General features: G+C 55.8%; 11 protein-coding genes. 5 read left to right on the top strand and 6 right to left on the bottom strand.

Going from position 1 to position 15092, the window contains the following annotated elements:
• Positions 1-107: 107 nt before the first annotated feature.
• The 3 genes from gltB (at position 108) to hemE (ending at position 7201) form a co-directional block, all read left to right on the top strand.
• The gene (gene gltB / locus ABNH10_RS14955; protein ID WP_349386665.1) at positions 108-4571 is read left to right on the top strand and encodes a glutamate synthase large subunit; all 4464 of its coding nucleotides are present in this window, start codon (positions 108-110) and stop codon (positions 4569-4571) included.
• A gap of 11 nt (positions 4572-4582) precedes the next feature.
• Positions 4583-6004 carry a glutamate synthase small subunit GltD family protein gene (locus ABNH10_RS14950; RefSeq protein WP_349386664.1) on the top strand — a complete coding sequence of 474 codons (1422 nt, stop codon included), beginning with the start codon at positions 4583-4585 and terminating at the stop codon, positions 6002-6004.
• Positions 6005-6139: 135 nt separating this feature from the next.
• Positions 6140-7201 carry a uroporphyrinogen decarboxylase gene (hemE, locus tag ABNH10_RS14945; RefSeq protein WP_011589503.1) on the top strand — a complete coding sequence of 354 codons (1062 nt, stop codon included), beginning with the start codon at positions 6140-6142 and terminating at the stop codon, positions 7199-7201.
• Between the two features lie 146 nt (positions 7202-7347).
• Here the strand turns inward: hemE and ABNH10_RS14940 are convergent, their stop codons facing one another.
• From ABNH10_RS14940 to ABNH10_RS14915, 6 genes are all read right to left on the bottom strand, one after another.
• Positions 7348-7806 (bottom strand): PaaI family thioesterase, encoded by a 459-nt coding sequence (locus ABNH10_RS14940; protein WP_349386663.1) that lies wholly within the window; start codon positions 7804-7806, stop codon positions 7348-7350.
• Between the two features lie 91 nt (positions 7807-7897).
• Entirely contained in the window at positions 7898-8233 is a 336-nt protein-coding gene (locus tag ABNH10_RS14935) for a 4a-hydroxytetrahydrobiopterin dehydratase (RefSeq protein WP_349386662.1), read from the bottom strand.
• A 77-nt stretch (positions 8234-8310) separates the two neighbouring features.
• A complete protein-coding gene (locus ABNH10_RS14930) occupies positions 8311-9006 on the bottom strand; it encodes a hypothetical protein (RefSeq protein ID WP_349386661.1) in 696 nt (231 codons plus the stop codon).
• A gap of 369 nt (positions 9007-9375) precedes the next feature.
• Positions 9376-10620 (bottom strand): acyl-CoA dehydrogenase family protein, encoded by a 1245-nt coding sequence (locus ABNH10_RS14925; protein ID WP_349386660.1) that lies wholly within the window; start codon positions 10618-10620, stop codon positions 9376-9378.
• 94 nt (positions 10621-10714) lie between these two features.
• Positions 10715-11398, bottom strand: a complete 684-nt coding sequence (locus tag ABNH10_RS14920; protein WP_011589498.1) for a 2-phosphosulfolactate phosphatase — start codon at positions 11396-11398, stop codon at positions 10715-10717.
• A gap of 539 nt (positions 11399-11937) precedes the next feature.
• Positions 11938-12681 (bottom strand): ComF family protein, encoded by a 744-nt coding sequence (locus tag ABNH10_RS14915; protein WP_349386659.1) that lies wholly within the window; start codon positions 12679-12681, stop codon positions 11938-11940.
• A gap of 45 nt (positions 12682-12726) precedes the next feature.
• Between ABNH10_RS14915 and bioB the strand changes: the two genes are divergently transcribed.
• Positions 12727-13878, top strand: coding sequence for a biotin synthase BioB (gene bioB, locus ABNH10_RS14910; RefSeq protein WP_011589496.1), 1152 nt, complete (start codon positions 12727-12729; stop codon positions 13876-13878).
• A 9-nt stretch (positions 13879-13887) separates the two neighbouring features.
• Positions 13888-15048 (top strand): 8-amino-7-oxononanoate synthase, encoded by a 1161-nt coding sequence (bioF, locus tag ABNH10_RS14905; RefSeq protein WP_349386658.1) that lies wholly within the window; start codon positions 13888-13890, stop codon positions 15046-15048.
• The last annotated feature ends 44 nt before the right edge of the window (positions 15049-15092 follow it).

Here is a 15092-nt window from a genome sequence, read left to right as displayed (position 1 = left end):
CGCCCAAGCGCGCAATGTGTAGAATGTGTATCCCTTTTTTGCCGTCACCATTTTCTTGACGCCATTTTCCTTCTGTAAGTCTCTGAATTTCAAGAGGATAGGTTTTCATGCAGCAGAACTCAACGCTGGTGCGGGGGCTCACTGAGCCCGGAGAATTCCGGGACAACTGTGGTTTTGGTCTGATTTCCCATATGGAAGGTCAGCCTAGCCACGAGCTTCTGCAAACTGCTATTGAAGCACTTACGTGCATGACACACCGGGGCGGCATCAATGCCGACGGAAAAACCGGTGATGGCTGCGGTCTGTTGCTTAAGAAACCCGATTCTTTCTTCCGCAAGGTCGCGGAAGAGCAATCCATTACGTTGCCGGACAACTACGGTGTGGGGATGGTTTTCACCCACCCGGAAGCGGATAAGTCCGAGCCGCAGAAAAGCGCTATTAATGCGGCGCTGGAAGCCCAAGGTGTTGCTGTGCTCGGCTGGCGAGAAGTGCCTACCGATCCGAGTTGTCTGGGTGACCTGGCGCGGGCGTCATTGCCCGGATTCTGGCAAGTCATGGTGGCTGCGGAGGGTAACTCAGAGCAAGAGTTGAATCGTCGGTTGTTCTTTGCCCGTCGGCATGCAGAAAAAGCCATCGAAAGTGACGGCTATTTTTATATCTGCTCTCTGTCCGCCTCGGTGATGTCTTACAAAGGTTTGATGATGCCGGTGGACCTGCCGGTGTTTTTCCCGGAGCTGGGTGACAGCGCTATGGAAACGGCCATTGTGGTTTTCCATCAACGCTTTTCCACCAATACGCTACCCCAGTGGCCTCTGGCTCAGCCATTTCGTTATCTGGCTCACAATGGTGAAATTAACACCGTGCAGGGTAACCGTAACTGGGCACTGGCACGGGAAAGCAAGTTTCAAAATGAACTGCTCCCCGGCCTGGAAGAGTTAAGCCCGCTGGTTAACCGTACGGGTTCGGATTCCTCCAGCATGGATAATATGCTGGAGGTTTTGCTGGCCGGCGGCATGGACTTGTTCCGCGCCGTACGCATGATGATTCCGCCTGCCTGGCAGAACGTGGATACCATGGATGCGGATCTGCGCGCTTTCTACGAATATAACTCCATGCACATGGAGCCGTGGGATGGCCCGGCTGGTTTGGTTATGACAGACGGCCGCTATGCCGTTTGTATGCTTGACCGTAATGGTTTGCGCCCGGCGCGCTGGGTAGTGACCAAAAACGGTTTCATTACCTTGGCCTCGGAAATCGGCGTGTACAGTTATAAGCCGGAAGACGTGGTGGCCAAGGGGCGTGTTGGGCCTGGTCAAATTCTCGCTATCGACACCGAAACCGGTGAAGTCTTGCATACCAAAGACATCGATAATCGCTTGAAAGTCCGTCACCCCTACCGTGACTGGCTGAAAAGTAATGCTCTGCGTATTGAAGCGGATTACGACCACGAAGTGGGTCGTACCGACGAGGTAGACCCGCAGGACCTGCTGAGCTACCAAAAGTTTTTCCAGATCAGTTTTGAAGAGCGTGATCAGGTGCTGCGTCCGCTGGCCGAGTCCGGCCAAGAAGCCACTGGCTCCATGGGTGACGATACGCCCATGGCGGTGCTGTCCCGCCGCGAGCGCTCTCTGTTCGATTACTTCCGCCAGCAGTTTGCCCAGGTGACTAACCCGCCCATCGACCCGTTGCGCGAAGCGATTGTGATGAGTTTGGAAACCTGTGTCGGTGCCGAGCGCAATGTGTTCGAAGAAACCGCAGACCATGCCGACCGGGCGATTCTGTCTACCCCGGTGCTGTCGCATTCCAAGTTTACCAATCTGATTAACATTGAGCGTCCGGGTTACCAGACGGCCAAGTTGAGCCTGCATTACGATGCCGAAATTGGCCTTAAGCAGGCGGTGCTGAATTTGTGTGAGCAGGCGCAAACGGCGGTGCGCAATGGCAATGCGATCCTGGTGCTGACTGACCATGGTATTGCGCAAGATAAGCTCACCATCCATGCCTCAATGGCTACCGGTGCGGTACATCATTACCTGACCGGAAAAGGGCTGCGCTCAGATGCCAACATCATTGTGGAAACGGCTACAGCTCGTGATTCCCACCACTTTGCGGTGCTGTTTGGTTTCGGTGCCACCGCGGTGTATCCGTACCTGGCCTACGATGTGATTGCCGACATGGTGCGTTCCGGCGAGCTGCTGGGCGACGCGGTAGAGCTGCAGAAGAACTTCCGCAAAGGCATTAACAAGGGCCTGATGAAGATCCTCTCCAAAATGGGGATTTCCACCATTACCTCTTACCGGGGCGCTCAGTTGTTCGAAGCCATCGGTATCAACAGTGAAGTAGTAGAGCTGTGTTTCCGTGGTGTCCCCAGCCGAATTCAAGGCGCGGGTTTCGAGGATTTCCAGGCTGATCAACAGAGTCTGGCAAAGGATGCATGGAAGCAGCGTAAGCCCATTGATGCTGGCGGTATCCTCAAGTATATCCACGGTAAGGAATATCACGCCTTCAACCCGGATGTAATTTACGCCCTGCACCGTGCCACCCAAGATAGCGACTACGACGCCTACAAAGAGTATGCGGAGCTGGTTAACAAGCGCCCGGTGGCGACGTTGCGTGATTTGTTTGCGTTGCGTGATGATGTTCAGCCCATCGATGTGGACCAGGTGGAGCCGCTGGAAAATATCTTGCTGCGCTTTGATTCCGCGGGCATGTCTCTGGGCGCGTTGAGCCCGGAAGCCCACGAAGCCATTGCTACGGCAATGAACCGTCTGGGAGGCCGTTCCAACTCCGGTGAAGGCGGGGAAGACCCTGCTCGCTTTGGTACCGAGCGTGTGTCCAAGATCAAGCAAATTGCTTCCGGTCGCTTTGGTGTGACCCCGCATTACCTGGTTAACGCCGAAGTGTTGCAGATCAAGGTGGCTCAGGGTGCCAAGCCCGGTGAAGGCGGCCAGCTGCCTGGCGGTAAAGTGAATGCCCTGATCGCACGTCTGCGTCACTCCGTGCCCGGTGTGACCCTGATTTCACCGCCGCCGCACCATGACATCTATTCTATTGAGGATTTGGCCCAGCTGATCTTCGATCTCAAGCAAGTTAACCCGAATGCTCAGGTATCCGTGAAGCTGGTATCCGAACCCGGGGTAGGTACCGTGGCATCCGGGGTGGCGAAAGCCTATGCGGATCTGATCACCATCTCTGGTTACGACGGTGGTACGGCCGCCAGCCCGCTGACCTCCATCCGTTACGCCGGCTCTCCCTGGGAGCTAGGCTTGGCGGAAGCGCATCAGGCGCTGCGTGGTAACGATTTGCGTGACAAGATTCGCCTGCAAACAGATGGTGGTCTGAAGACGGGTCTGGACGTGATTAAAGCCGCTATTTTGGGCGCTGAGTCGTTCGGTTTTGGTACTGTGCCGATGATCGTGCTGGGTTGTAAGTACCTGCGTATTTGTCATCTGAACAACTGCGCTACCGGTGTCGCTACTCAGCGTGAAGATCTGCGTAAGGAGCATTTCATTGGTGCTCCAGAACTGTTGATTAACTACTTCACTTTTGTGGCTCAAGAAGTGCGCGAGCTATTGGCCTTGCTCGGTGTGAAGAGCATCCTCGAGCTGATCGGTCGCACCGATCTGTTGAAAGTGCTGGAAGGTGAGACCGCGCGTCAGGGCAAGCTGGACTTGACCCCGATTCTGCGTAACGACCTGGTGCCGGCGGACAAACCGACCCATTGTCAGGTGAGCCGAAACGAGCCGTTCGACAAGGCCGTGCTGAGCCAGAAAATGGTGGATGACATGGGCACCGTCATCGAAAGCAAATCCGGTGGTTCGTTCCATTACGACATCACTAACTGTGATCGCTCGGTAGGGGCTCGGGTGTCCGGTGAGATTGCCAAGAAGCATGGCAATCTGGGCATGGAAACGGCGCCGATCAAGGTACGCTTTACCGGCACCGCCGGGCAGAGCTTTGGAGTCTTCAATGCCGGTGGCCTGCACATGTATATCGAAGGTGATGCCAACGACTATGTGGGCAAAGGCATGGCCGGTGGTAAGTTGGTGATTCGTCCGCCCAATGGCAGCCCGTTCAAGAGTCAGGAAACCGCCATCATTGGTAATACCTGTCTCTATGGCGCGACTGGCGGTAAGCTTTACGCCGCAGGCACCGCGGGCGAGCGTTTCGGGGTGCGTAACTCCGGAGCCCATGCCATTGTAGAGGGTGCTGGTGACCACTGCTGTGAATACATGACCGGTGGTTCCATCACCGTGTTGGGGCGCACTGGCCACAACTTCGGCGCGGGCATGACCGGCGGTTTTGCGTTCGTCCTGGACGAGGATAATGACTTCTTCGACCGCATCAACCCGGAGCTGATCGAATTGCATCGCATCAGTTCCGAAGCCACTGAGTCTCACCGCAGCCACCTGCGTGGCGTAATCGCAGATTACGTGGACGAGACCGGCAGCGAATGGGGCCAGTACATTCTGGACAACTTTGATGCCATGAGCCGTAAGTTCTGGCTGGTTAAACCCAAGGCTGCAAGCTTGGAAAACCTGCTGCAGAGCATGCGCGCCAATCCGGCATAACGGGGGATACCATGGCTGAACGTTTGAGCAATAATTTCCAGTTTCTCGACGTGCCTCGGCACGATCCGAAGAAAAAAGACATTGACGAGCGCAAGCACAAATACGAGGAAATCTATTACCCGTTCGAAACTCGGGAAGTAGAGCACCAGGCGCATCGCTGCCTGCATTGCGGTAACCCGTATTGTGAATGGAAGTGCCCGGTCCATAACTACATCCCCAACTGGTTGAAGCTGATCAGTGAAGGCAACCTGCTGGAAGCGGTGGAATTGAGTCACCAGACCAACTCCCTGCCAGAGGTGTGTGGACGGGTGTGCCCGCAGGACCGTCTGTGTGAAGGGGCCTGTACCCTGAATGACGGTTTTGGTGCGGTAACGATTGGTGCCACCGAGAAGTACATTACCGATACTGCGCTGGCCATGGGCTGGCGCCCGGACATGTCCAAGGTGGTGTGGACCGACAAGAAAGTGGCAGTAATCGGCGCCGGCCCTGCCGGTATCGGCTGTGCCGATGTGCTGGTGCGCAGTGGCGTGAAACCGGTGGTGTTCGATCGCTATGAGGAAATTGGCGGCCTGCTTACCTTTGGTATTCCCGAGTTCAAGCTGGAAAAGCCGGTCATGGCCAAGCGCCGCGAGGTGTTTGAAGGCATGGGTGTGGAATTCCGCTTGGGCGTAGAAATCGGTAAGGACATCACCATTGATGACCTGTTAGCCGAATATGATGCGGTCTTTATGGGCATGGGCACTTACACCTATATGAAAGGTGGTTTCCCGGGTGAAGAGCTGGATGGTGTGTTTGAAGCGCTGCCGTTCCTGATTTCTAACGCCAACCGTAATCTGGGCTTTGAAAAAGACCAAGCGGACTTCATCAACGTGCAGGACAAGCGTGTGGTGGTGCTGGGTGGTGGTGATACCGCCATGGACTGTAATCGCACCTCAATCCGCCAGCAGGCGCAAAGCGTTAGCTGTGCCTACCGTCGTGATGAAGAAAACATGCCCGGTTCACGCAAGGAAGTGATCAACGCTAAAGAGGAAGGCGTGCAGTTCCTGTTCAATCGTCAACCCATTGAAGTGGTGGGTGAAGACGGCAAAGTGGTTGGCGTTAAAGTAGTGGAAACCAAGCTTGGCGAGGCGGACAACAATGGCCGCCGTCGCCCTGAGCCGATTCCGGGCAGTGAAGAAATCCTGCCGGCGGATGCGGTGATTGTAGCGTTCGGTTTCCGTCCCAGCCCGGCGGATTGGTTTGATGGAAAGAGCATTAACACCGACGATTCCGGCCGTGTAGTTGCGGTAGAAGAGCAGGCATTCCCGTTCCAGACCAGCAATGAGAAGATCTTTGCCGGTGGTGACATGGTGCGCGGTTCTGACTTGGTGGTGACTGCCATCTGGGAAGGCCGCGAAGCTGCCAAAGGGATTCTTGACTACCTGGATGTGTGAGTTGCGCAACTGGCAACACGCTGTACGTAACATGGGGCCTGCTTTTGCAGGCCCTTTGTCTATATGATGTTGAATGTTTTTATTTTCGCGCGTTGCGTGCAGCGTAGTGCGTGAAGTGTTTCCAAAGGAACCCACATGACTTTCGCTCCCCTGCAAAATGATCGCTTTCTTCGTGCACTCAACCGCGAGACGGTGGATCGCACGCCTATCTGGATGATGCGCCAAGCGGGGCGTTACCTGCCAGAATACCGGGCTGCTCGCGAGCACGCGGGGTCATTTATGGATCTGTGTAAGAATGCTGATCTGGCCTGTGAGGTGACGTTACAGCCATTGGAGCGTTACCCATTGGACGCGGCTATTTTGTTCTCCGACATTCTGACTATTCCTGATGCTATGGGGCTGGGGCTGTATTTCGAGACGGGAGAGGGGCCCAAATTCAGAAAAGTGGTGCGCACGGAAGCGGATGTGGCCGCACTGCCGATACCGGACGCAGAATCCGATCTTGGCTACGTGATGAATGCGGTGAGTACTATTCGTGGTGCTCTTAATGGACGTGTGCCGCTGATTGGTTTTTCCGGTAGCCCCTGGACGCTAGCGACCTACATGGTAGAGGGTGGCTCCAGCAAAGATTTCCGGCACCTTAAAGCTATGGTGTACAGCCAGCCCGAGCTGGCTCATGCCATGCTCGACAAGCTGGCTCAGTCCGTGACGGGTTACCTGAATGCACAGATCCGTCATGGGGCCCAGGCTGTGCAAATTTTTGATACTTGGGGTGGGGCGCTGTCGGCGGAAGCCTACAAAGAGTTTTCTCTGCGTTACATGCAGCAAATCGTGGATGGTCTGATTCGTGATAATGAAGGCCGCAAGGTGCCGGTGATCCTGTTCACCAAAAATGGTGGCCTGTGGCTGGAATCCATGGCTGCCACGGGCTGTGATGCTTTAGGGCTGGACTGGACGATTAATATCGGTGACGCGCGCCGTCGTGTGGGTGATAAGGTTGCGCTACAGGGAAATATGGATCCGGCAGTGCTGTATGCCTCGCCGCAGGCGATTCGGGCTGAGGTGAAACGTATCCTCGATGATTTTGGTGATCACCCAGGGCATATTTTTAATCTGGGGCACGGCATCACCCCGCAGGTGGATCCGGAGCACGCTAAGGTCTTTATTGAAGCTGTAGTGGAATTGAGTCAGAAATAACCGAGCTGCAAGCTACAAAATTGGATAGGGAAAGCAGGGACGCGCGCCCCCCCCGATTTTTTCATTGTGAACCTGTAACGGTATGCCTTGTGCTGGGTGGGCACCATGTGGTCGCCCACTCTTTCCCTCATTGTTGCGTGCCGCTTTTAGCGGTGGATCTTTCTTAGCTGATAGACGTTGTGGCTGATAGCAACCACTTCGCCATTGGCATCCTTCATTTCCACATCCCATTCAAAGTCGCATTGGCCCATTTCTTCGGCGGTGCTTTCGATGCGGCTGATTTCCTCTTCGCTGAGGGTGACTTCCACGGTGACGTCAGTGGTGGCCGGGCGCCTGAAGCGAATCCACACGTCTTTAACAATAGGATAGAAGCGCTTGGTGTCGAATGAAGAGAGGTAAAGGGTGCCGGCTGGCAATTCGGCAATGGTGTACAGTGCCCCAGCGTACATGATGCCAACGTGATTAAGGTTGGGTTTGAGAGGCATCAGCATCCTGCAGTAGCCGCGCTCTACTTCCAGCGTTTGTACCCCACAGCGCTCAACGAACGGAAAGCTTTTGTCGCTGGCGAGCTTGATGGCATTTTGTTGTTTTTCGCTCAGGGCCATGCTGTTATCTCCTCCATTACAGGTGATGCTAGCGAAGGCTCGGTGGCGCCCCCAACGCGTTTGCTCACAAACGGTCAGGCGGAGCCTGGTTTTACACGAGAGCGTCGGTTTTGGCCGCGCAGATAAAATCGTTGCGGTGCAGCCCGGGGATTTTATGGGTCCACCAAGTGACTGTGACCTTGCCATATTCGGTGAGAATGGCGGGGTGGTGGCCTTCCTGTTCCGCCAGATCGCCGACTCGGTGGGTGAAATCCAGGGCCTGAACAAAGTTCTTGAAGGTGAAGTGCCGCTGCAGTTTCTCAATGCCGTCTTCCTCCACGAGCATCCAGCCTGGAACGTGCCCATGTAGTTCTTGACGGTCCTGGTCGCTGATCAAAGGGGAATCGGCGTGGCAGGCTTCGCATTGTTGTATTTTTAGGGTGGTCATGGCGATCAATCCAGTTTGGCTAATGGATGACAGACTCCGTCATCTGAATTGTCAGTGATCCATTCGTTATTATCAATTCAGCTCTGCGCAGGTTCGCACAAACGCACCGGGTTGCCATTAGTGCCGCTGGGGCCCATTTTTTTCAGCGAGAGGTGAAGCTTTTCCATGTCTGTGTCATCGCGCACTTCACCGGGGATCTCCATCCCGGCAGCCAGGTTCAGTAGTATCGCTTTCATCTTTTCGGGCATCAGCACGGGGTGACGATGCTGCAGTACGTAGATTAACTCGCCATGCTTGAACAGCAGGAAACCGTTGTAGTAGGTACCGCTTTCCTCCTCGTCATCTTTTACTTTAGCGGCATCCGCATTGATGTCGATGATGGCAAACAGAGCTTTCAGGTTCGCTTCGTCGAGAAATTCCTGGTAGGAGGCTTCTGCGCCGGCAATCATCGGCGCTTTGGCGATAGCTTCACTCAGGTAACGGTTGAGACTCAAATTGAGCAGCGCCAGGTCCGAGTCCACACGTGAAGGGTGATTGTTTACTTTCAGGTAATCCACGCGGAACAGACGGCCGCTGCCGTCCCAGAAGGTGGTGGCGCCGCCGTTACGATCACAGCGTTCATCCAACACTACTTCGCCACGGAACGTGCTGACGCCAAGGTCAAGAATATAAGCGCCGGCCGGTGAAAAGTAGTAATCACCTTGGCGTTCATCATGTTGGCTCTGGCAGGCAACAAGCAACAAGGCTAGCGCGGCAGTTTTAATTATTTTCATTGTCTACTCCCGAGCATAAAAAACATATGGATCATAGCACACCGGCTGCATAGTGCGGCGATTAGCTTCTTGCCAAAGGAAGAGGTTGTTTCATGGTTATTACTGTATTCCTCAGCCCATGTTGCGGCGGTTGAAAACAGGATCAGCAAAGAATCTGGGCACCAATCATCATCACAGCAGACGTTCATTTTTGCGCTGTTGGCGGCTGATTTAAGTGCACGCGGGTTTCTGCATAGAGGCTGATGTTGTGGCGCAGGTTGTGACGACGGAGGGAGGCGTGTGGTTCGGGGCGGAGGTATGGGATGTGGGCGATTCCCCCTCGCACCTAGCGCGATGGGGAATCGTTCACATGGATGGAGCGAGCGCGGTTTATACGCGGCCGAGCAAGTCCCGAGCGATGGCGATAATTTGCATCTCATCGGTGCCGGCATAGATCTGTAGAATTTTGGCATCACGCATTAATTGTTCTACTCGAGATTCGCGCATGTAGCCGTAGCCGCCATGGATCTGTACCGCTTCGGTGGCCACTTCCATGGCGGCCTGGGCGGCGTAGAGTTTCATGGCAGAGGCTTCGGCCAATGTCATCTGCGCCCCTTCGGCGGTCATTTCAATATAGCGGAAAATCATGTTTTGCAGGTTGGTGCGTGCCACTTCCATCTTGGCCAATTTCAACTGAATGAGTTGGTTCTGCCCGATGGCTCGGCCGAATTGAACTCGGTCGCTGGCATATTGGGTGCTTAGCTCAAGGGCACGTTCCACCATGCCTAAGGCCATGGCCGCGACGCCGGCCCGCTCTTGCATGAAGGTGCCTTTGGCGCCGCTGCGGCCATAACTGTCTTCATTGCCACCCAGCAGACGTTCCGGTCCGGCTTTTACATCGGAAAGGAATAATTCGCCTGTGGGTGAGGAACCGATACCCATTTTCTTGAAGGGCTTGGATTGGGTCAGCCCTTCCATGCCGCTATCGAGAATAAAAGATACGATCTTGCGTTGGTCCGCAGGGACCCCTTCTTCATCCAGTTTGCAGATCAGGATGATAGTGTCCGCATAGGGGCCGTTGGTAATCCACGTTTTGCTACCGTTAATGATGTAGCCGCCGTTACCGTCGCGTTTAGCCAAGGTTTTCATTTGCCCAAAGGCATCGGAGCCAGCATTAGGCTCTGAAATGGCCCAGGCACCGATCTCTTCCAATGTGAGCAGAGGCAGAGCCCAGCGCTCTTTTTGCTCAGTGGTGCCCTTGCTCATGATGGCGCCACCACCTAACCCCATGGAAACCCCCATGGCGGTGACCAAGCCTTGGGCATGCTTGCACAGTTCAATAATGGGGATCATGCGCATGGCGGCTTCTTCGCCGGCCATGGCGGAAGGGCCTTCTTTTTTCTTTTTTTCTTCCCCGGCGTTACCGGCGGCGATGGCTTTCTCGCGGGCAATCTGTTTGTCGAACGATTGCTTGGCCATCACATCCATGCCGAAGGTTTTGATCATTTTGCGCAGGATGTCGTAAGGGGGAACGCCGTTGTATTCGATATCGTCCAGCTGCGGCACAATTTCTTTTTCTACAAAGTCGCGCACCATTTTCTGGATCATTTGCTGTTGTTCGGACCACTGGATCATCGGGCTGTCCTGTTGAGTGGAAATTCAATCAACTGTAACAAGCCCGATGACGGTGATGCATTGATCAAAAGAACGGAATGATTGACGCTGGATGTCAGGGGGCTGGTTGAGCTGTGATGCAGGGTTGCGGGTCGAACCGCACGTGCATGGTCAGGGCGTTCGCCCCCTCGCTGCTGGCGGCGGCTTCAATATCTTGAGGGCGTAGTCGGGGGTGGGTGCCGGCATAAAACTTCTGCGCCGCTTTGGCATTGAGGGTCCGTTCGCGGGCCGCTTGATAGGTAATGCCGTCTCCGCCTAGCAGATGGCGGATGTACTCGGCGCAGGCCACGTCTTCGTCGCCGGTGGGGTGCGAAGCGACCAGCACTACGGTGGGCGGATTCTGTTTACGTAAATAGTTGGCTGTCGCTTCCGCGTTGACTAGCCCGGCTACCAACACTTCCAGGCTATCCCGGGCGCGCAGAGTGGCGGCAACGCCATTGGTGGTGCGCAATATCAGCTCTTTGCCTTGCAGTTCTGCCTGGTCGACTTCCCAAGGAGAGTTGCCGAAATCAAAGCCGGGGATGGGCAAGGCGTCCACCTCGCCGGCCAGCAGGGCTTCAGGTAGATGCTCGTCGCGTAGCGCAAAGGCTTGCTCGGCATTGGCCACTGGCCAAATGCAGCGCAAGCCTTTGCGAAAGGCATGGTGGCTGGTGGTGAAAGCGCGAATCACGTCGATCACCACGGTAATGCCATGGATGTTGTGGGGTGGGTTATGCCCTTGGGCAATGTGGATGTCCATGTTCTTCCTTGCCAGGTTGAGGCATTGCGGATTCTGACGCTGTGAATGAATTCAGAACAACAGAGCCAATGCTCCAGGTGAGGTTGTCGAAATGTAGCCTTCGGTGTCCAGGTACTGCTCCATGGCAATGGTCAACATGAGCGGCTCACCCACGGTCGAGCGATCCATGGAAACACGCTTGCCTCTGCGAAGATGTCGATCGCCTAGCGATAAGTGAGGGTCTGAACGATCGCGTAGCAGGTCGTCTTAAGTGCGATGCCTATGTTGCATTTGGATAATGCAGCTAAATCCCGCGTGTGCATAGACATTGGCGGCCAGCTCACCCTCCGCAGAGCAGAGATTTCTGTCGTCAGAGTCTCGGTGAACGCAGGGAGCGCATCGCTTGGCGTCTCCTCTTGCTTGCTTGAACTTAAGCGCAACCAACGCGTAGTAAAGCCTGGGCAATTATTATTCTTGCTATTGTGATTCCTGCTGTAAATAGGTCGTTATTATGCATGAGGGTGATTATCGAATTTAGGGGTCTATTCCAGCTGCGTCCGTCAGGCTAATGATGGTGGCAGTGTGCGCGCCAGAGTCCATACCCGTACATCCTTGGCGCCCTGGTCGAGCAGGCATTGTGCTGCTGCCCTAGCGGAACTGCCTGTGGTCATCACATCGTCCACCAGAATCAGACGCAACCCGGTGACTGAGTGCTGACAGCGGAAAGCCTGTCGTAAATTGCGTTGTCGTTGGTGGCGGGACAGCCCTTGCTGGCTGGGTGTATGGCGTTGGCGCACTAGTGCGGGCAGCACCGGGCGTTGCCAGCAGTCGCCCATCAGATTGGCGAGTCGTGCTCCCTGATCGAAGCCTCGGCGCCAGCGTCGTCGCCAGTGAACAGGGAGCGGACACAGGGCATCGGTATCCGGCCATGGCAGTGGCGTTTCCGCCAGCAGCGGCAGGATGGTCCGTTCCACGGTCAGGTCCCCCTTATGTTTGTAACGGGTGATCAGCGCATCCAGCGGAAAGCCGTATTGCAGTGGAGATTGGCTGGCGGAAAAGGCGGGTGGTTGGCGAATGCAGCGGCCACACAGAGGGGGGAGGGAGTCTGGAGAAGGGAGGGGTGTATCGCCATGGGGGAGCCCGCAACGACAGACCGGCCCGGTGACCCGTGCGAGCAGGCGAAGGCAGTCGGTACACAATGCCCCGCTTTCAGATTTGCCGCATAGCGGGCAGGGCGACGGGTTGATGCGATTAAAAAATGTACTGCAGTAAACTTTTGTTGCGGCTTTCAGGTTGACAGGCATTACAGGGCTCCTTAGCCTGCTGAGGTTAATCGAGGAGAATGAAGCATGCCGGCTATCGCCAGTTCCCCCCAATCGCGATCCACGGATATGGCTGTACGCCATGACTGGAAACGTAGTGAGATCGACGCTCTGTTTGCTCTGCCATTCAACGACTTGTTGTTCCAGGCAGCGGCTTTGCACCGGGCCCATTTCGATCCTAATGCCGTGCAGGTGAGCACCCTGTTGTCGATCAAGACCGGTGCTTGCCCGGAAGACTGCAAATACTGCTCCCAGTCTGGGCACTACAACACCGAGCTGGAAAAAGAAAAATTGTTGGAAGTTTCCAGAGTGGTGGAAGAGGCCCGTGCCGCTCGGCAAAACGGGGCGTCCCGGTTCTGCATGGGCGCCGCTTGGCGTAGCCCCCGTGACAAGGATATGCCCTACGTGCTGGATATGATCCGTCAGGTTAAAGACCTGGGCATGGAAACCTGCATGACCCTGGGTATGCTCAATGAAGGGCAGGCGGGGGCTCTCGCAGAGGCGGGCCTGGATTACTACAACCACAATCTGGATACCTCCCCGGAATACTACGGGCAGGTGATCACCACCCGGACTTACAACGATCGCCTTTCGACCTTAGCCAATGTGCGTGATGCGGGCATGAAAGTGTGCTGCGGTGGCATCGTAGGCATGGGCGAAGAGCGCAATGACCGGGTGGGTTTGTTGCAGCAGCTGGCGAATCTGCCGCACCATCCGGAATCGGTGCCGATCAATATGTTGGTTAAAATTGAAGGTACGCCGCTGGCGGATGTGGACGATCTGGACCCGTTTGAATTCGTGCGCACTGTAGCCGTGGCGCGAATTTTGATGCCGCAATCCTATGTGCGGTTGTCCGCCGGCCGTCAGGAAATGAACGATGAAGCCCAGGCCCTGTGCTTTATGGCCGGTGCCAATTCCATTTTTTATGGCGAACGCTTGCTGACTACCGATAACCCGGAAGCCAACCACGATCAGCGCTTGTTCAAGCGCTTGGGTATCCATCCATTGGACCCCCGTCACGAGGCGTCGGACGAGGCCCATGAAGAAGCCATCCAGGCTCAGGTTTCTGAGCAACAAGCCGAGGAGGCTGGGCTCTTCTACAATGCCATGGACAGCAAACGCACGGCCAAGCACGTGCTCGACAAGGACACCGGGCGCCCCACCGCTACCGAACACTGAGGTCTGCCCGTGGGCTTTGATCTGGCCACCGATCTGGCGGCACGCCGCCGCCAGCACCGTTACCGGCAAGCGCGTATCATGGATGGCCCCAGTGGCCGCCACGCGTTGCTGGGTGGGCGCCAGTATCTGAATTTCTGCAGCAATGATTATCTTGGTTTGGCCAATGACCCGGCTGTGGTGGCGGCCTTTCAACAAGGCGCTGCGGATTGGGGGGTGGGCAGTGGCGCCTCGCATTTAGTGTGTGGTCATCAACGTCCCCACCAACAGCTGGAGGAAGCGCTGGCGGCCCATACCGGTCGTCAGCGTGCCTTGTTGTTCTCCACCGGTTACATGGCCAACCTGGGCGTTATGACCGCCTTGCTGAGCAAGGGGGATGCGGTGTTCCAAGACCGTCTTAACCATGCCTCGCTGCTGGATGGAGGCTTACTCAGTGGTGCCCGTTTTCGACGGTTTCCCCATAATGATGGGCAGGCGCTGGCTAGCCAATTGGCCCGCAGTGAGGCTAGCCGGAAATTGGTGGTGGTCGACGGGGTGTTCAGTATGGATGGCGACGAGGCGCCACTGGTGGACTATGCCGAGGCCTGCGAAGGCCATGATGCCTGGTTGATGGTGGATGACGCCCACGGCATCGGCGTGCTGGACGCTCAGGGCCGTGGCAGTGTCTTCACTCAGGGCGTCAACGAACGGGTGCCGGTGCTGATGGGAACCCTGGGTAAAGGATTGGGTACGGCGGGTGCCTTTGTGGCCGGTAGCGATGAATTAATCGAAACATTGATCCAGTTCGCCCGCACTTTTATCTATACCACGGCCATGCCTGCCGCCGTGGCCAGTGCCACCCTGGTTAGCCTGAGAAAATCCCGAGAGGAGAATTGGCGTCGGGATACGTTGGCAGAGTTGATCGCCCGTTTCCGCCAGGGTGCCCGTGCGTTGGGCTACACCCTGATGCCATCGCAAACGCCTATCCAGCCTTTGCTGATTGGCAGTGATGTGGATGCCACGGCGCTCAGTGAGGCACTTCGCGAAAAAGGGTTTCTCATTACCGCGATCCGCCCGCCCACGGTGCCGGAAGGTGAAGCACGCTTGCGAGTGACGTTATCTGCCGCCCATGAGGTTGAGGATGTGGATGCGTTGCTGGCGGCGTTGGCGCAATGCCAAACCCAAGACGTTTAAATCACAGACTTTTTACCACCGAGATCGTCGTTTCTTCTGTGGCA

The sequence above is a fragment of the Alcanivorax sp. genome (assembly GCF_040119285.1).
Lineage (GTDB): Bacteria > Pseudomonadota > Gammaproteobacteria > Pseudomonadales > Alcanivoracaceae > Alcanivorax.
The sequence above is the reverse complement of the archived record's forward strand: the minus strand, read 5'-3'. Positions and strand labels throughout refer to the sequence as shown.

What these genes read in the sequence shown, in the direction of transcription:
- gltB (WP_349386665.1), top strand. Translation starts at nt 108, where the DNA reads ATGCAGCAGAACTCAACGCTGGTGCGGGGGCTCACTGAGCCCGGAGAA.
- ABNH10_RS14950 (WP_349386664.1), top strand. Translation starts at nt 4,583, where the DNA reads ATGGCTGAACGTTTGAGCAATAATTTCCAGTTTCTCGACGTGCCTCGG.
- hemE (WP_011589503.1), top strand. Translation starts at nt 6,140, where the DNA reads ATGACTTTCGCTCCCCTGCAAAATGATCGCTTTCTTCGTGCACTCAAC.
- ABNH10_RS14940 (WP_349386663.1), bottom strand. Translation starts at nt 7,806, where the DNA reads ATGGCCCTGAGCGAAAAACAACAAAATGCCATCAAGCTCGCCAGCGAC.
- ABNH10_RS14935 (WP_349386662.1), bottom strand. Translation starts at nt 8,233, where the DNA reads ATGACCACCCTAAAAATACAACAATGCGAAGCCTGCCACGCCGATTCC.
- ABNH10_RS14930 (WP_349386661.1), bottom strand. Translation starts at nt 9,006, where the DNA reads ATGAAAATAATTAAAACTGCCGCGCTAGCCTTGTTGCTTGTTGCCTGC.
- ABNH10_RS14925 (WP_349386660.1), bottom strand. Translation starts at nt 10,620, where the DNA reads ATGATCCAGTGGTCCGAACAACAGCAAATGATCCAGAAAATGGTGCGC.
- ABNH10_RS14920 (WP_011589498.1), bottom strand. Translation starts at nt 11,398, where the DNA reads ATGGACATCCACATTGCCCAAGGGCATAACCCACCCCACAACATCCAT.
- ABNH10_RS14915 (WP_349386659.1), bottom strand. Translation starts at nt 12,681, where the DNA reads ATGCCTGTCAACCTGAAAGCCGCAACAAAAGTTTACTGCAGTACATTT.
- bioB (WP_011589496.1), top strand. Translation starts at nt 12,727, where the DNA reads ATGCCGGCTATCGCCAGTTCCCCCCAATCGCGATCCACGGATATGGCT.